This is a genomic window from Arthrobacter sp. 10L424 (assembly GCF_056395325.1).
The window spans coordinates 192,513-207,699 of record NZ_JBFTJH010000001.1; the positions used below are offsets into that span (position 1 = coordinate 192,513).

Annotated in this window: 14 protein-coding genes; 9 read left to right on the forward strand and 5 right to left on the reverse strand. The window is 67.9% G+C overall.

Annotated features, from left to right (window positions below):
* Positions 1-7: 7 nt before the first annotated feature.
* From AC1DC5_RS00900 to AC1DC5_RS00910, 3 genes are all read right to left on the reverse strand, one after another.
* On the reverse strand, positions 8-799 hold the full coding sequence (locus tag AC1DC5_RS00900; RefSeq protein ID WP_441406707.1) for an amino acid ABC transporter permease: 792 nt from the start codon (positions 797-799) through the stop codon (positions 8-10).
* A 97-nt stretch (positions 800-896) separates the two neighbouring features.
* Complete coding sequence (locus tag AC1DC5_RS00905; protein WP_441406708.1) at positions 897-1,700, reverse strand: ABC transporter substrate-binding protein; 804 nt, start codon at positions 1,698-1,700, stop codon at positions 897-899.
* A 173-nt stretch (positions 1,701-1,873) separates the two neighbouring features.
* Positions 1,874-3,295 carry an isochorismate synthase gene (locus AC1DC5_RS00910; protein WP_476863892.1) on the reverse strand — a complete coding sequence of 474 codons (1,422 nt, stop codon included), beginning with the start codon at positions 3,293-3,295 and terminating at the stop codon, positions 1,874-1,876.
* An 87-nt stretch (positions 3,296-3,382) separates the two neighbouring features.
* On the opposite strand from AC1DC5_RS00910, the gene AC1DC5_RS00915 reads away from it, so the two are divergent.
* The 4 genes from AC1DC5_RS00915 (at position 3,383) to AC1DC5_RS00930 (ending at position 7,880) form a co-directional block, all read left to right on the forward strand.
* On the forward strand, positions 3,383-4,168 hold the full coding sequence (locus tag AC1DC5_RS00915) for a demethylmenaquinone methyltransferase (protein ID WP_441406710.1): 786 nt from the start codon (positions 3,383-3,385) through the stop codon (positions 4,166-4,168).
* A gap of 12 nt (positions 4,169-4,180) precedes the next feature.
* Positions 4,181-5,566, forward strand: a complete 1,386-nt coding sequence (locus AC1DC5_RS00920; RefSeq protein ID WP_476863893.1) for a geranylgeranyl reductase family protein — start codon at positions 4,181-4,183, stop codon at positions 5,564-5,566.
* Entirely contained in the window at positions 5,563-6,663 is a 1,101-nt protein-coding gene (locus AC1DC5_RS00925; RefSeq protein WP_441406712.1) for a polyprenyl synthetase family protein, read from the forward strand. The genes AC1DC5_RS00920 and AC1DC5_RS00925 overlap by 4 nt, the downstream gene beginning before the upstream one ends.
* A gap of 380 nt (positions 6,664-7,043) precedes the next feature.
* On the forward strand, positions 7,044-7,880 hold the full coding sequence (locus tag AC1DC5_RS00930) for a DUF559 domain-containing protein (RefSeq protein ID WP_476863894.1): 837 nt from the start codon (positions 7,044-7,046) through the stop codon (positions 7,878-7,880).
* Positions 7,881-8,055: 175 nt separating this feature from the next.
* On the opposite strand, the gene AC1DC5_RS00935 is transcribed toward AC1DC5_RS00930, so the two are convergent.
* On the reverse strand, positions 8,056-8,484 hold the full coding sequence (locus AC1DC5_RS00935) for a hypothetical protein (RefSeq protein ID WP_476863895.1): 429 nt from the start codon (positions 8,482-8,484) through the stop codon (positions 8,056-8,058).
* Positions 8,485-8,498: 14 nt separating this feature from the next.
* Entirely contained in the window at positions 8,499-9,170 is a 672-nt protein-coding gene (locus AC1DC5_RS00940; protein ID WP_476863896.1) for a trimeric intracellular cation channel family protein, read from the reverse strand.
* A 61-nt stretch (positions 9,171-9,231) separates the two neighbouring features.
* Between AC1DC5_RS00940 and AC1DC5_RS00945 the strand changes: the two genes are divergently transcribed.
* The 5 genes from AC1DC5_RS00945 (at position 9,232) to AC1DC5_RS00965 (ending at position 15,112) form a co-directional block, all read left to right on the forward strand.
* The gene (locus AC1DC5_RS00945) at positions 9,232-9,966 is read left to right on the forward strand and encodes a sirohydrochlorin chelatase (protein ID WP_476863897.1); all 735 of its coding nucleotides are present in this window, start codon (positions 9,232-9,234) and stop codon (positions 9,964-9,966) included.
* Positions 9,967-10,144: 178 nt separating this feature from the next.
* On the forward strand, positions 10,145-11,893 hold the full coding sequence (locus AC1DC5_RS00950) for a nitrite/sulfite reductase (protein WP_476863898.1): 1,749 nt from the start codon (positions 10,145-10,147) through the stop codon (positions 11,891-11,893).
* Complete coding sequence (locus tag AC1DC5_RS00955; RefSeq protein WP_476863899.1) at positions 11,890-12,600, forward strand: phosphoadenylyl-sulfate reductase; 711 nt, start codon at positions 11,890-11,892, stop codon at positions 12,598-12,600. Before AC1DC5_RS00950 ends, AC1DC5_RS00955 begins: the two co-directional genes overlap by 4 nt.
* Positions 12,601-12,692: 92 nt before the next feature.
* On the forward strand, positions 12,693-13,679 hold the full coding sequence (cysD, locus tag AC1DC5_RS00960) for a sulfate adenylyltransferase subunit CysD (protein ID WP_476864154.1): 987 nt from the start codon (positions 12,693-12,695) through the stop codon (positions 13,677-13,679).
* Positions 13,679-15,112 (forward strand): sulfate adenylyltransferase subunit 1, encoded by a 1,434-nt coding sequence (locus AC1DC5_RS00965; protein ID WP_476863900.1) that lies wholly within the window; start codon positions 13,679-13,681, stop codon positions 15,110-15,112. The genes cysD and AC1DC5_RS00965 overlap by 1 nt, the downstream gene beginning before the upstream one ends.
* Positions 15,113-15,187 lie beyond the last annotated feature (75 nt).

Sequence of the window (15,187 nt, forward strand, 5' to 3'; positions counted from 1 at the left end):
GTCCTGCCTATCGCTTTGTCCGCGCGGAGCGGCTTTCGAACTTCCGGGCCAAGAGGCTCAGCGGGATGGTGATCACCAGGTAGAAGGCGCCGGCGACCAGGAGCGGCGTCAGGCCCGCGCCGAGGCTGGAGATGCCGTCGCGGCCGAACTTCGTGAGCTCGTACTGCGAAGCGGTGAGGCCCAGCACGTAGATGAGCGAAGAGTCCTTGGTCAGCAGGATGACCTCGTTGGTCAGCGGCGGCAGGACGATCCGGAACGCCTGCGGGATGACGATGGAGACCATCGCCCGCCACTGCGGCATTCCGAGCGACCGGGCGGCCTCCATTTGGCCTTTCGGCACGGCTTGCAGGCCGGCGCGCAGGGTTTCGGCAATATAGGCCGAGGCCACCATGCCGAGCGAGACCATGACCACCACGGCCACGTTCCAGGAAACACCGAAGGCCAGCGGCACGCCGTAGCCGAACGCAATGAAGACCAGCAGGGCCGGGATGCCGCGGAAGAACTCGATGTAGCCGGTGGCCATCCAGCGGTACAGCGGGAAGGAGGAGAGCTTCATGAGGGCCAGCAGCAGGCCGCCGGACAGGCCCACGATGAAGCCGAGGGCCGTGTAGATCAGGGTGTTCTTGAGGCCCACCAGGATGATGTCCGGGAACATCGGGCCAATCTTGGCGAAGTTGAAGACGCTGTTGCTGATGGTCTTCCAGTCCGTGGCCAGGATCAGGGCGATCACAGCCACCACAAAGATCCCCGCCTGGACGTACAGGCTGACTCTGGCTCGTTGACGTGCGGTCATTGCCATGGTGTTCTCACATTCGTTTCGCGCAGTTGAGGCCCCGTACGGACTGTTGTTCAGCGGTACGGGGCCTCAACTGCGTAGGTCTCAGGCCGGGTGCTGGCTACTTGGAAGTTTCGCCGAACCAGGTGGTCTTGAACTTCGCCATGGTGCCGTCGTCGGTCAGGCGCTTGAGTGTGCCGTTGACCTGGGTGGCCATTGCGGTGTTGCCCTTCTTGATGGCGATGCCCAGCTTTTCACCGGTGGCGAAGTTCTCCACGCGCTTGAAATTGGAGTCATCCTTGATGGCGTAGCCGAGGACGGACTGGTTGCCGAGGGCGGCGTCGATGGTGCCGGCCTTGAGCGCCTGCACAAGGAGCCCCGTGTCCTCGAACTGCTGCGCGTCGAGGCCCTTGTCCTTGGCGTACTGTGCGCCGGTGGTGGCCTGCTGGACGCCTACCTTCTTGCCCTTGGCGCCTTCGAGGTTGGTGATGCCTGACGAGACAGAGGCCACGAGGGTCAGGTCGTCGTCAAGGTACGGGTCGGAGAAGTCCATGACCGACTTGCGGGTGTCCGTGATGGAAATCGAGGAGATCGAGACGTCGCACTGGGTCAGGGCGGTACCGGTCTCGATGGCCTCGAAGGAGCTGTCCACAACGCTGAGTTCGGCCTTCAGGTCCTTGGCCACCTCCGCTGCGATGTCCATGTCGAAGCCGACGATCTTGCCGTCCTTCTGGAATTCGAACGGCTCGTAGGGCACGTCCGAGCAAACGGTCAGCTTGCCGGGGGTGATGAGCTGCACGCCGCCCTCGGAGGAGGCTGCGGGGGTGGAACTGCCGCCACAGGCCGTGAGCGTGAGAGCGCCGACGGCGAGGATTGCGGCTGCCTTGGCGGACAACTTTGCCGTGGCGAGGGACTTGAGCTGCATGGTTTCTTCCCTTTTGTTGCAGGTTATTGCAGGAGCAGGCGTGACTTAAACGGCTTATAGTGTATCGCCGAAAACGAGATGTGCATCACAGGAAACTTTGTTTCACCATTGGATAACTAATGTCGAGACTAGCGCAAGGTCCGCCGGGCCTGCAGTGTCTCTTATCCCGGACTCTAGCTGTTGATGCCGAGGGACTCCAGCATCGGCCGGAACTTCGCCCATGTCTCGGCGAGCTCGGCTTCGGGCACGGAGCCCTCGACGACGCCGCAGCCAGCGTACAGCCGCACCGTCTCCGGGGACTCGATGACGGCGCCGCGCAGCGCGATGCCCCATTCCCCGTTGCCGGCGGCGTCCAGCCAGCCGACCGGCCCGGCGTAGGGCCCGCGGTCCAGGTGCTCCAGCTTGCGGATCAGGGCGCCCGCCACGGTGGTCGGCGTGCCGCAGACCGCCGCCGTGGGATGCAGGGCGTTAATCAGGGCGAGGCACGTGGGCACATGGCCCTCGACCTCGGTCAGCTCGGCCTTCACGTCCGAGGCGAGGTGCCAGACGTTCGGGAGCTCCAGGATGAACGGTTCGCTGTGCGCGTTCATCGCCTCCGAGAACGGCGCCAGCTGGGTGGTCAGCGACTGGATGGCGATGTCGTGTTCGTGCCGCTGCTTCTCGGACCCCGCCAGCACCCGCTCGGCGAACTCCAGCGGCGAGCCCGCCATGCCGTCGGCGTCGCGGCGGTCCAGGGTGCCGGCCAGGACGCGGGCCTGCGCGGTGCGCCCCTCCACCTGGATCAGCATCTCCGGAGTGGCGCCCACCAGCCCGTCGACGCCGTAGGTCCAGCATTCGCGGTACCGGGCCGACAGTTCGCGCAGCACCTGGGCGGCATTGACGCCGGTGGGGAGGGTGGCCACGATGTCCCGCGCCAGTACCAGCTTCTCGAGGGCACCGGCCCGGATCTCTTCGACGCCGGCGGCGACGGCGGCCATCCAGGCTTCCTCGCTCAGCGACCCGGTGCGCAGCGTTGCCCCGGCGGCCAACGTCACAGGGCGGACGACGGCGCTGCCCGCCTGTGCGGCAGCGGCACCTGCGCCGGCTTCCGGCGTCGGGCCGTCCGGTACGGTGCCGCCCGCACCAGCACGGGCACCGGCTACGGCCCCGCCGCTGCCAAGCCAGCGGTCCAGTGCGGCGCGGGCGCCCGCTGCGGTGAGTTCGACGTCGTCGAACGTCAGCTGGGTGAGCCAGGCCTCGCCGCCACGGAGCCCCACGACGATTTCCGGGACGATCAGCCGCGACTCATGCGCGGAGGCTTTGGAGAAGGCGAAGGAGCCGAAGGCGACCGGGCCGGTGCCGGGCCACTCCACGGCGTCCTCGATCTCGGCTTCGAGGACCAGGTGTCGCCACCAGATGTCCGCCTCGAGGAAGCGCTCGGGTCCTGTGGCGGTGAACCGGGCCACCTCGCCGAAACCGACCAGGCCCGCTTCGCGGCGGGTCCAGCAGAGTAGGTCGTCGCGGACCAGAAACGACGGCAGCCCCCCGGGAAATGATTCTGCATCGAGGGGGACTGTCAGTGTCCTGATAATTCTGGTACGGGGCGCGCTGGTCATAGTGAGACTAACCCTACTCCCGACCCGCCGGAGGCCCTGCTCAGGGCGTGGTTCGTGGGTGTGCCGAACATTTGAGACAATGACAGGGTGAACCGAGCATCCTTGGATAAGCGTCCGGACGAAGTAGCCACGATGTTTGACGACGTCGCCCCCAAATACGACGTCGTCAACGATGTCCTGTCGATGGGGCAGACACGGCGTTGGCGCAAGGTCGTCGTCGAAGCCATGGATGTGAAGGCGGGCCAGCGGGTGCTCGACCTCGCGGCCGGCACGGGCACCTCCAGCGAACCGTATGCCGACGCCGGCATCGACGTGATCGCCTGCGATTTCTCGCTCGGCATGCTTAAGGTCGGCAAGCGCCGCCGCCCCGACATCGATTTCATCGCCGGTGACGCCACCCGCCTGCCGTTCGCGGACAACACCTTCGATGCCAGCACCATCTCCTTTGGCCTGCGCAACGTCAACGAGCCGAAAAAGGCCCTCGCCGAAATGCTGCGGGTCACCAAGCCCGGCGGCAAGCTGGTCATCGCCGAGTTCTCCCAGCCCGTGGTGCCGCTGTGGCGCACCATGTACACGGAATACCTCATGCGCGCGCTGCCCGCGATCGCCGTCAAGGTCTCCTCGAACCCGGATGCCTACGTCTACCTCGCCGAGTCCATCCGCGCCTGGCCGGACCAGGACCACCTCGCGGCCTGGCTGCAGGAGGCCGGCTGGGAGAGCGTCACCTACCGCAACCTCAGCGGCGGCATCGTCGCCGTGCACCGGGCTGTGAAGCCCGGAACGGAGTCCGGCCCCGCCGCGGGCGCAGCAGCCCTGGCCGCCCACACCGGACCGGTGGCGAGGCTGCGCCGCAACACCCGGCCCGCGCGTTAGTTCGTCGCTGCCGTGAAAGTACTGATCGTCGGAGCCGGTCCGGCCGGATCCACTGCCGCCTACTACCTGGCCAGGGCAGGCATCGACGTCACGGTGCTGGAAAAGACCAGCTTTCCCCGTGAAAAGGTCTGCGGCGACGGACTCACTCCCCGCGCCGTCCGCGAGATCCAGAAGCTCGGCCTGCCGCACCCCGAAGCCGAGGGCTGGCGCCGCAACAAGGGCCTGCGCCTGCTGGCCGGCGGCCGCAGCATCGAACTTCCCTGGCCCGAGGTCTCCGATTTCCCGCAGTACGGGCTGATCCGGACCCGGCTCGGCTTCGACGAGGAACTGGCGCAGCACGCCGGGTCCGCGGGCGCCGTCGTGCTGGAACGCCACAGCGTCACCGAGGCACTGCGCTCCGACGACGGCCGCGTCACCGGGGTCCGGGCCGCGCTGCTCGACGACGCCGGGCGAAAGACCGGCGAAACCCGCGACTTTCCCGCCGACGTCGTCCTCGCGGCGGACGGCAACTCGACCCGCACCGCGGTGTCGCTCGGTATCCGGAAGCGCGACGACCGCCCGCTCGGCGTCGCCGTCCGCACCTACTTCACCTCGCCGCGGCACGATGATGACTGGATGGAGGGCTGGCTGGAGCTCCCCGGCCGCGACGGCAAACTGCTGCCCGGCTACGGCTGGGTGTTCGGCGTCGGCGACGGTACTTCCAACGTGGGCCTCGGCATCCTGAACTCCTCAAAGGAATTCGGCAAGCTGGATTACAAGCAGGTCCTGCGCGAATGGACCGCCGGCATGCCCGCCGAATGGGGCTTCACCCCGGAGAACCAGGTGGGCGAGATCCGCGGCGCCGCGCTGCCCATGGGCTTCAACCGCACCCCGCACTATTCGCCCGGGCTGCTGCTGCTCGGCGACGCCGGCGGCATGGTCTCCCCGTTCAACGGCGAGGGCATCTCCTACGCCATGGAGTCCGCCCGTTTCGCGGCCGAGTTCATTATCGACGCTTCGTCCCGTTCCGCTTCTCTTTCCGCGTCCGGTTCTGCCTCCGGCGGGTGGAGCGCTTCCGACGCCGATGCCCGGCTTGCAGGGTACGCGGACTACGTGCGGGACCAGTGGGGGTCGCACTTCACCCTGGGACGCGCCTTCGCCGCCCTGATCGGGAAGCCGGCCGTGATGAAACTGGCTCTCCGGACGGGCATGCCCATTCCTGTGCTCATGCGGTTCGTGGTCCGGTTGCTGGCCAACCTGACCGATCCCGCGGCCAAGGGCTTCGAGGACCGCGTCATCCGGGTCCTGGAATCGCTGGTCCCGGCGACGTCCAACCAGGGCCCGTCCGGCACGCACGGCACTTCGCACTCCAGCGCCAACTCCGCGGATTCCGCAACAAAAGTTAGGGTTAACCCGTGACCAACTCTGCAGACCAAAGCTGGACGCACGCCGGACACGGCCTGCCGAGCTCTGAGCCCGACCTCAACACCACCGCCATCGCCACCGGATTGCAGCTGCCGGCCGGCTTCGCCGCGATCGCGGGGGACCCCGAACTGGGGCCCGCCATCACCACGAACCTGGCCCGTGTGGAGAAGAAGCTCCGCGAGGCCATTGCCAACTCGGATCCGCTGGCTGACGCGACGTCGCGCCACCTCGTGGAAGCGGGCGGCAAGCGCATCCGCCCCCTCCTGACCCTGCTCTGTGCCCACCTGGGCGACGCCTCGCTGCCCGCCGTGGTGCAGGCCGCCGTCGTCGTTGAGCTGACGCACCTGGCGACGCTCTATCACGACGACGTGATGGACTCCGCGCCGTTCCGCCGCGGCGCCCCCACGGCGCACGAGGTCTGGGGGAACTCCGTCGCGGTGCTGACCGGCGACCTGATTTTTGCCCGGGCTTCCATCCTGGTTTCCGAACTCGGCTCCCGTGCCCTGGGCATCCAGGCGCGCACCTTTGAGCGGCTGTGCCTGGGCCAGCTGCACGAAACCGTGGGGCCGCGCCCGGATGAGGATCCGGTGGAGCACTACCTGTCCGTCATCGCCGACAAGACCGGTTCGCTGGTGGCGGCCTCCGGACAGCTCGGCGCGATCTTCTCCGGCGCCGATGAAGCCTACGAGCCGATGCTGGTCGAGTATGGCGAAAAGGTGGGCGTCGCCTTCCAGCTCGCCGACGACGTCATCGACGTCACCGGCGTCAAGGTCAAGTCCGGCAAGTCCCCGGGCACCGACCTGCGTGAGGGTGTTCCGACGCTGCCCGTGCTGCTGTTGCGCAACGCCGCCCGCGACGGGGACCTGACCGCCGTCGAACTCCTGAAGCTCATCGACGGTGACCTCAGCTCCGATGAGGCCCTCGCGGCCGCCGTCGCCGGCCTGCGGGAGCACCCGGTCACGGCCGAATCCTGGGTGGTGGCCCGCGCCTGGGCCGATGAGGCGATTGCCGCCCTCGCGCCGCTGCCCGAAGGAGTGGTGAAGGACTCGCTGACCAACTTCGCGCTGGCCGTGGTGGACCGCGCCAGCTGATAATTGCCTTCGGCTGTACGCCGGCGGGGCTGCCAGTCTTAAACGGAATGGCCCCGGTTCCTCACAACGTTTCGAGTCATCCGTTGTGCGGAACCGGGGCCATTTCTCCGTTCGCATCAGATCCACCGGAGGCATTTAGTGAACCCATGACTGAGCTTATGACAGAAATGTCACGCTGTCTAGGCTGGCTGTAAATTTATTGTCACGGGTTTTCATGATTGGGCTGGGCGCGTTTCGGGGGCACTTCGCCGCGGTGCGGGCTGTTTCCTCGGCTGCGCCGCGGCGTGTCCGTGTCTAAGTGCGCCTGGGCGGGGCTGGGGTTATCCACATGACACAGCCGGGGAGGGCTCCGCCGGCTCCCGACAAGGCACAGTGGCGCCATGAACATTGCCACTTTTCTGGCGGCACGGGGCGGTACGGCGAGCACTGCTGACCTTGCCCGCGCCGGATTCGGCCGCAGCCAGCTGAACAGGGCCGTGGCCGAGGGCACCATGGTGAGGATTCGTCGGGGGCACTACGGCCTGCTGCAGGACGCCAGCGCCCACCGCGCCGCCCGTGAACTGGGAGCCAAACTCACGTGTGTCTCTGCCGCGCCGAGCTACGGCTTGTGGACGCTGGTGCCGGCCCAGTGTCTCCATCTCTGCGTCGGGCACCGGGCAACGCCGCCCGGCTCCGTGGCACATGGAAGCTGCCGGCATCCCAGGCATCCGTGGCTTCCTGTCGCCGGACTGGCCGACGTCCTGATCCATGCATTGCACTGTCTGCCGGAACTGGAAGCCCTCGTCATGGTCCAGTGCGCTGTGGGCCGCGGGGACATCAGCCTGCCGTTTGTCCGGGGCAAACTCGGAGGCAACCGCAACGCCCGCGCCAGGTCCGTGCTGGATCTGGTCATTCCCCGGGCCGACTCGCTGCTGGAAGTTCTCGCCAACACGGCTTTTAGCCGGGCCGGGCTCCACGTCCGGAGACATGTGGAGATTTCGGGTGTGGGGGAGGTGGACTTCCTCGTCGAGGACTGCCTCATTGTCGAGATCGACGGCGAGGCGCATCTGGAGCCGCGGCAGGTCAAGAAGGACCGCCGGCGAAACAATGCCAGCGTCGTCGGGGGCTATCTGGTCCTCAGATTCGGCTACGACGTGGTGGTTCACCACCCCGAGCAGATGCTCGCCCAGGTCCGCGCGGTGCTGGAGCAGCGGCGTCGAGGTGGCTTCCAGCCGTGACGGGCAGGGTGCGCCCGCCGTCGAGGGCTACTTTGAGACCTAACCAGGGGATTCCCGGGCCTGACGGCGGCGTGTCCGTGTCAATGTGCCCCCGGACCGCCCATGCCCAGGTGGCGTGGGCTCCTGGCCGCCAAACATGGGGAGGATCGGCGGACGGGGAGGATCGGAGCCTGCGTTAGTCCTCGTCCTCGTCGTTGAACGCCCATTCGAACATGTCGAAGACGAACTCGGAGAAGGTTCCTTCCTCGCTCTTCCACTGGGCGCGGGCGTTGTTGCGGCGGTACACGATCGGGTCCGGAACGCTGAGGTCGCCGACCCGGAAGCCCCAGGTGAACTGTTCTTCCTCGTCCTCGAGGAACATGAGGAAGCCTTCGTCATCGACCTCGAGCTCTTCGGGGTCCCAGAAGTAGTGGTACGCCTCCATGATGTCCTCGCAGCCGCCGACCGCGAGGTAGAACTCCCGCAATGCCAGCGGCACCTGGAACTGGTGCTCGGCGAGGGCCGCATCCAGCTCGTCGGCCGGGAGTCCATCCTCTTCCTGCCATTCGTCTTCGAGATACTTCGGAACAAGCGCGCGGAACTTCTCGAGGAACATGTCAGTCATGGTTCTTATCCTAGCTAATCCTTGGTCCCGTCATCCCCGGTGTTCAGGCCGAGCCGGTGCCAGCCGCGGACGGCCAGCGGAACGTGCCATTTGCGCCGCCACGCAGTGACCCGGAAGGCGAAAACGACGGCAGCCACGGCACCCGCGGTGACCGCGTTGAAGGTGCCGGTGACGGACAGCACCACCGTCAGGGCCGCCCCCGCGAACGCCGGCAGCGCATACAGATCCTTCGGGTCGAACAGCTGCGGCACCTCATTGGCGGTAATGTCCCGCAGCAGGCCGCCGCCCACCGCGGTCGTGACCCCGAGGAGCACCGCCGCAATGGGGTTCATCCCGGCCGCTATTGCCTTGAGGGACCCGGTGATGCAGAACAGGGCCAGGCCGCCGGCGTCGAACAGGACCAGCAGGGAGGTGAAGCGCTGGACGCTGGAGAACAGGAAATACACCAGCACCGTGGCGAGCAGCGGCGGCGCCAGGTAGGCCGGGTTGATGAAGGCCGTGGGCGGACCCGCGTTGATGATGATGTCGCGGATGACGCCGCCGCCCAGGCTGACCACCGAGGCCAGCAGCAGCGAGCCGATGATGTCGAACTGTTTCCGCGCCGCGAGCAGGGACCCTGACACGGCGAAGAAGAAGACGCCGGCCAGGTCCAGCCAGATCAGGACGGCGCTAAAGGAAAAAGTCATGGAGCGTCCCGGTCGAATCTCGAGGGGCGGATGGGGCGGCTCCAAGGTTACGCTAACGGCTATGAATAGCCCCATCCTGATCGCCTGCGCCCACGGCACCTCGAGCGCCGAGGGTGCTGCCGAAGTCAATGCGCTGCGCGCCGGGATCGCCGTGCTGCGGCCGGGTCTGGATGTCCGCGAGGCCTATGTCGACGTTCAGGACCCCGAGCTGCCCGCCGTCGTCGCGGGCCTGGCGGCGGGGGAGTCCGCCGTCGTCGTTCCGCTGCTGCTCAGCGTGGGCTACCACGTCAAGGTGGACATCGCCCGTGCCGTCAAGAGCCGGCCGGACACCCGCGCCGCCGCTCCGCTGGGGCCGGATCCGAGACTCGCGGCCCTGCTGGACCAGCGTCTCCGCGAAGCCGGCGTGACCGACAACGACGCCGTGATCCTCGCCGCTGCCGGTTCCTCCGACCCCACCGCCGCGCAGAATGTCGAGGAACTCGCGGGCCAGCTCCGCGCGCTGCGTTCCAACCGGATCGTGGCAGCGTACGGCGCGTCGGCTAAGCCTTCTGTGCCCGACGCCGTCGCCATGCTCCGGGAGGAGGCCGCCGGCGGCGCCGGTGCGGGGGAGTCGGCGGGGGGAGTCGATCTGGGCGGCCGGGTGGTCATCGCCGCCTACCTGCTGGCCCCCGGCTTCTTCCACGACCAGCTCGCCAAGGCCGGCGCGGACCTCGTCACGGCGCCGTTGCTGCCGTCACCGGTGCTCGCCGAAATCGCGCTGGAACGCTACGACGCAGCCCGCGTGGCGGGCGCCTGAACACCGGCGCGGCGGGAGGCTGAACGCCCTCGCAACGGGCGGCTGACGGCGGTCGCCGCAAGCACACCACCCCCGCCACTTCAAGGCTCGCCGATGCCTTGTGACGATTTATTGCCCTAGGTGACCTCGCGTTTCCGACCCTTTGTGACGGCATTACAGCCACCCCTACAGTCGATCCATGACTGATACAGCTCTAGCCGGAGCGTCCCCGGACCAGGCTGCCCCAGGCCGCACCAAGCGCCCCACCTCCCGCCCCGCCGCAAAGCCGCACGGGCAGTGGAAAGTGGACGGCACCGCCCCGCTGAACGCCAACGAAACCTGGAAGCAGGAGGACAACGGCCTCAACGTTCGCGAGCGCATCGAGTCTGTCTACTCCAAGCATGGCTTCGACTCGATCGACGGCACCGACCTGCACGGCCGTTTCCGCTGGTGGGGCCTCTACACCCAGCGCAAACCCGGGATCGACGGCGGCAAGACCGCCACGCTCGAGCCGCACGAGCTCGAAGACAAGTACTTTATGCTGCGCGTCAGGATCGACGGTGGCGCCCTCACCACCGAGCAGCTGCGCGTCATCGGCCAGATCTCCATCGACTTCGCCCGTGACTCGGCAGACCTCACCGACCGCCAGAACATCCAGCTGCACTGGATCCGGGTCGAGGACGTGCCGGAGATCTGGCGCCGGCTCGAGTCGGTGGACCTGTCCACCACGGAAGCCTGCGGCGATGTCCCCCGCGTCATCCTCGGCTCCCCGGTCGCCGGCATCGCCAAGGACGAGATCATCGACCCCACACCGCTGATCCACGAGCTCGCCGAGCGGTTCATCGGTGACCCGGAACTGGCCAACCTGCCGCGCAAATTCAAGACCGCCATCACCGGCCACCCCAGCCAGGACGTGGTCCACGAGATCAACGACGTCGCCCTAGTGGGCCTGGTCCACCCCGAACTTGGCATCGGCTACGACCTCTGGGTGGGCGGCGCGCTCTCCACGAACCCCATGCTGGGCAAGCGCCTCGGCGCCTTCGTCCGCCCCGACCAGGCCGCCGACGTGTGGCTCGGCGTCACCAGCATCTTCCGCGACTACGGCTACCGGCGCATGCGTACCAAGGCCCGCCTGAAGTTCCTGCTGGCCGACTGGGGGCCGGTGAAGTTCCGCCAGGTCCTCGAGGACGAATATCTCGGCTACAAGCTCGACGACGGCCCGGCCGCCCCCAAGCCCACCACCCCGGGCGACCACATCGGCGTGCACGAGCAGAAGGACGGCAAGTTCTTCATCGGCGCCACCCCGCTGGCCGGACGGCTCTCCGGCAGCCAGCTCGTCAAGCTCGCGGACACCCTCGAGGCCCGCGGCTCCCAGCGGCTGCGCACCACCCCGCACCAGAAGCTCGTGGTCCTCGATGTGCCCAAGGACGACGTGGAACCGCTCGTCGCCGAACTCGACGCCCTGGGCCTGTCGGCCCGGCCGTCCGTGTTCCGCCGCGGCACCATCGCATGCACCGGGATCGAATATTGCAAGCTGGCCATCGTCGAAACCAAGGTCACGGCCGCCACCGCCGTCGCCGAGCTGGAACGCCGCCTCGCCGACCTCGTCGAAACCAGCCAGCTCCCGCAGGCGCTGTCGCTGCACATCAACGGCTGCCCCAACTCCTGCGCCCGGATCCAGACCGCGGACATCGGCCTCAAGGGCATGATGCTTCCCACGCCCGACGGCGATCCCACCCCGGGTTTCCAGGTCCACCTCGGCGGCGGGCTGGCTTCCGACAGCCGCGAGGAGGCGGGCCTTGGACGGACTGTCCGCGGCCTTAAGGTCACGGCCGAAGACCTGCCCGACTATGTGGAGCGTGTGGTGCGGAAGTTCGTGGCCGACCACACCGAGGGCCAGACCTTCGCCGAATGGGCGTTCGCGGCCGACGAGGGTGATCTGCAGTGACTGTCGCCCTCCGCACCCACGACGAGCTGAAGGTCCTCGCCGAGGCCGGAGCCGCCGAGCTCGGCTGGGACGCCCCGGCCCGCGAGGTGATCGCCTGGGTGGCGCGCAACTTCGATCTCCCGGCGGTAGCCGTCGCCTGCTCCATGGCTGATGCTGTCCTTCCGGCGCTCGTCGCGGACCAGCTCCCCGGCGTCGACGTGCTTTTCCTGGAGACCGGCTACCACTTCCCCGAAACCCACACGACCCGCGACGAGGTCGCCGCGAATCTGCACGTCAACGTCGTCGACGTGCTGCCGGAGAACACCGTGGAGCAGCAGGACCGGCTCCTCGGCAAGGACCTCTTCGCCCGCGACCCCGCCCAGTGCTGCGCGCTGCGCAAGGTGGCCCCGCTGCGCCGCACCCTCGCCGGTTACGAACTCTGGTTCACCGGCGTCCGCCGCGACGAGGCCCCCACCCGCACCAACACCCCGCTGGTCACCTGGGACGAAACCAACGGCCTGGTCAAGGTCAACCCGGTCGCGGCCTGGAGCTTCGACCAGCTGGTCCAGTACTCCGACGACAACCTCCTCCCCGTCAACCCGCTGCTTTCACAGGGCTACCCGTCCATTGGCTGCCAGCCCTGCACCCGCAAGGTAGCGCCCGGCGACGATCCCCGCGCCGGACGCTGGGCAGGAACCGACAAGACAGAATGCGGACTACACGTATGAGCAACTTGACCACGACGACGACGACGGCCGGCTACGCCTCCGCGGCAGATGCCGCCCCCGCCCCTTCGCGGGACGGCAATGCTGCAAGCAGCATGCCGTCCAGCTACGGAAGGCCCGATGCCACTCCCGGGGCGGCATCTGCCGCTGCGGCTCTGCAGTCGGGTCGCCTGAGCGTCTCGGCGCCGGCACGCCTTTCCAGCCTGGACACCCTTGAGTCTGAGGCGATTCACATCATCCGCGAGGTTGTTGCCGAGTTTGAGAAGCCTGCGCTGCTGTTTTCCGGCGGCAAGGATTCTGTGGTGATGCTGCACCTGGCCACGAAGGCCTTCTGGCCGGGGAAGGTGCCGTTCCCGGTGCTGCACGTGGACACCGGGCACAACTTTCCTGAGGTTATCGAGTTCCGTGACCGGACTGTGGAGCGGCTGGGGCTCAGGCTCGTCGTCGGGTCGGTGCAGGAGTTCATTGACTCCGGCGAGCTGGCCGAGCGGGCCGATGGCACGCGCAACCCGCTGCAGACCGTGCCGCTGCTGGACGCGATCCAGCGCAACAAGTTCGACGCCGTATTCGGCGGCGGCCGCCGCGACGAGGACAAGGCCCGGGCCAAGGAACGGATCCTGAGCCTGCGCGACGAGTTCGGCCAGTGGGACCCGCGGAACCAGCGGCCCGAGCTGTGGAACCTCTACAACGGCCGGCATACCGTGGGCCAGCACGTCCGGGCGTTCCCGATCAGCAACTGGACCGAGCTGGATGTGTGGCGCTACATCGAACGCGAAGGCATCGAACTGCCCGGCCTCTACTACGCCCACGACCGCGAGGTTTTCGCCCGCGACGGCATGTGGCGCGCAGTCGGAGAGGTCTCCCAGCCCCGCGACAACGAGCAGGTCATCACCAAGACCGTGCGCTACCGGACCGTCGGCGACATGTCCTGCACGGGCGCCGTCGAATCGGCCGCCGCCAGCGTGCGCGACGTCGTCATCGAAGTTGCCGCCTCGACCATCACCGAACGTGGCGCCACCCGGGCCGATGACCGCATCTCCGAGGCCGCCATGGAAGACCGCAAGAAGGACGGCTATTTCTAATGAGCACCGACATCGACACCGCCCGCGCGGCTGCCCTGCTCGACGAGGCCCCGCTCGCCCACGCTTCCCTGTTTCGCTTCGCGACCGCCGGATCCGTCGACGACGGCAAGTCCACCCTGGTGGGCCGGCTCCTGCACGACTCCAAGGCGATCCTCGCCGACCAGCTCGACGCCGTCGCCCGCACCTCGGCGGACCGCGGTTTCGGGGGATCGGCTGGCGGGATCGACCTGGCCCTGCTGACCGACGGCCTGCGCGCCGAGCGGGAACAGGGCATCACCATCGACGTCGCCTACCGCTACTTCGCCACGGACCGCCGCAGCTTTATCCTCGCGGACTGCCCCGGGCACGTGCAGTACACCAAGAACACGGTCACCGGTGCGTCGACGGCGGACGCCGTCGTCGTGCTCATTGACGCCCGCAAGGGTGTCCTGGAGCAGACCCGCCGGCACCTGTCCGTGCTGCAGCTGCTGCGCGTGGCGCACGTGATCGTCGCCGTGAACAAGATCGACCTGGTGGACTTCAGCGAGGACGTTTTCCGCGAGATCGAGGCGGACGTCCAGCAGGTCGGCCGCGAGCTGGGCCTGGGCTCTGACGGGATCAGCGACCTGCTGGTGGTTCCGGTGTCCGCGCTCGACGGCGACAACGTCGTGGACCGCTCGGACCGCACACCCTGGTACGACGGCCCTGCGCTGCTGGAAGTTCTGGAGACGCTGCCGGCCGCGGACGAACTCGAAAGCCACCTGGAGAGCTTCCGCTTCCCGGTCCAGCTGGTGGTCCGGCCGCAGGGCGCGCTGGCGCCTGACGCCGTCGCCGGCGGCCTCGACCCGGAGGCGTACCGCGACTACCGTGCCTACGCGGGCCAGATCACCGAAGGCTCGGTGAAGGTAGGGGACCAAGTCAGCATCCTGACCCCGGGTCAGGCCCCGCGCAGCACCACCGTCACCGGGATCGACTTCGCCGGCCGCGAGCTCGCCGAGGCGGCAGCCCCGCAGTCCGTGGCCCTGCGCCTCGCGGATGAGTTCGACGTCGCCCGCGGTGACACGATCGCCGCGGCGGGGCCGGCCGGTGGCAGAATACCGGAAGCATCGGCAGATCTGTACGCCGCCCTGTGCTGGCTCTCGCCGAAACCGCTCCGCGAGGGTGCCAAGGTGCTGGTCAAGCACGGCACCCGCACGGTTCAGGCCCTGGTCCGGAACGTGACGGGCAAGCTGGACCTCGCCAACTTCCAGCTGGAACCCACCTCCGCGCTGGAACTCAACGACATCGGCCACGCTCAGCTGCGGCTCTCAGCGCCGCTGCCGCTTGAGAACTATCTGCACCACCGGCGCACCGGCGCGTTCCTGGTGATCGATCCGCTGGACGGCAACACCCTCGCCGCGGGCCTCGTCAAGGATCACCCGGGGGACCACGAGGACGAGCGCTACTCGATCTAGGCGCGTCCCGAAAGAGCTCTGATTGCTTCGGGTCGCCGGACACATGCGAGGTCGCCGGAAACTTCCGGCGACCTC

Excerpts from the sequence above, each read along its gene's own strand:
- AC1DC5_RS00900 (WP_441406707.1), bottom strand. The coding sequence starts at position 799 with ATGGCAATGACCGCACGTCAACGAGCCAGAGTCAGCCTGTACGTCCAG.
- AC1DC5_RS00905 (WP_441406708.1), bottom strand. The coding sequence starts at position 1,700 with ATGCAGCTCAAGTCCCTCGCCACGGCAAAGTTGTCCGCCAAGGCAGCC.
- AC1DC5_RS00910 (WP_476863892.1), bottom strand. The coding sequence starts at position 3,295 with ATGACCAGCGCGCCCCGTACCAGAATTATCAGGACACTGACAGTCCCC.
- AC1DC5_RS00930 (WP_476863894.1), top strand. The coding sequence starts at position 7,044 with ATGAACATTGCCACTTTTCTGGCGGCACGGGGCGGTACGGCGAGCACT.
- AC1DC5_RS00935 (WP_476863895.1), bottom strand. The coding sequence starts at position 8,484 with ATGACTGACATGTTCCTCGAGAAGTTCCGCGCGCTTGTTCCGAAGTAT.
- AC1DC5_RS00940 (WP_476863896.1), bottom strand. The coding sequence starts at position 9,170 with ATGACTTTTTCCTTTAGCGCCGTCCTGATCTGGCTGGACCTGGCCGGC.
- AC1DC5_RS00945 (WP_476863897.1), top strand. The coding sequence starts at position 9,232 with ATGAATAGCCCCATCCTGATCGCCTGCGCCCACGGCACCTCGAGCGCC.
- AC1DC5_RS00950 (WP_476863898.1), top strand. The coding sequence starts at position 10,145 with ATGACTGATACAGCTCTAGCCGGAGCGTCCCCGGACCAGGCTGCCCCA.
- cysD (WP_476864154.1), top strand. The coding sequence starts at position 12,693 with ATGCCGTCCAGCTACGGAAGGCCCGATGCCACTCCCGGGGCGGCATCT.
- AC1DC5_RS00965 (WP_476863900.1), top strand. The coding sequence starts at position 13,679 with ATGAGCACCGACATCGACACCGCCCGCGCGGCTGCCCTGCTCGACGAG.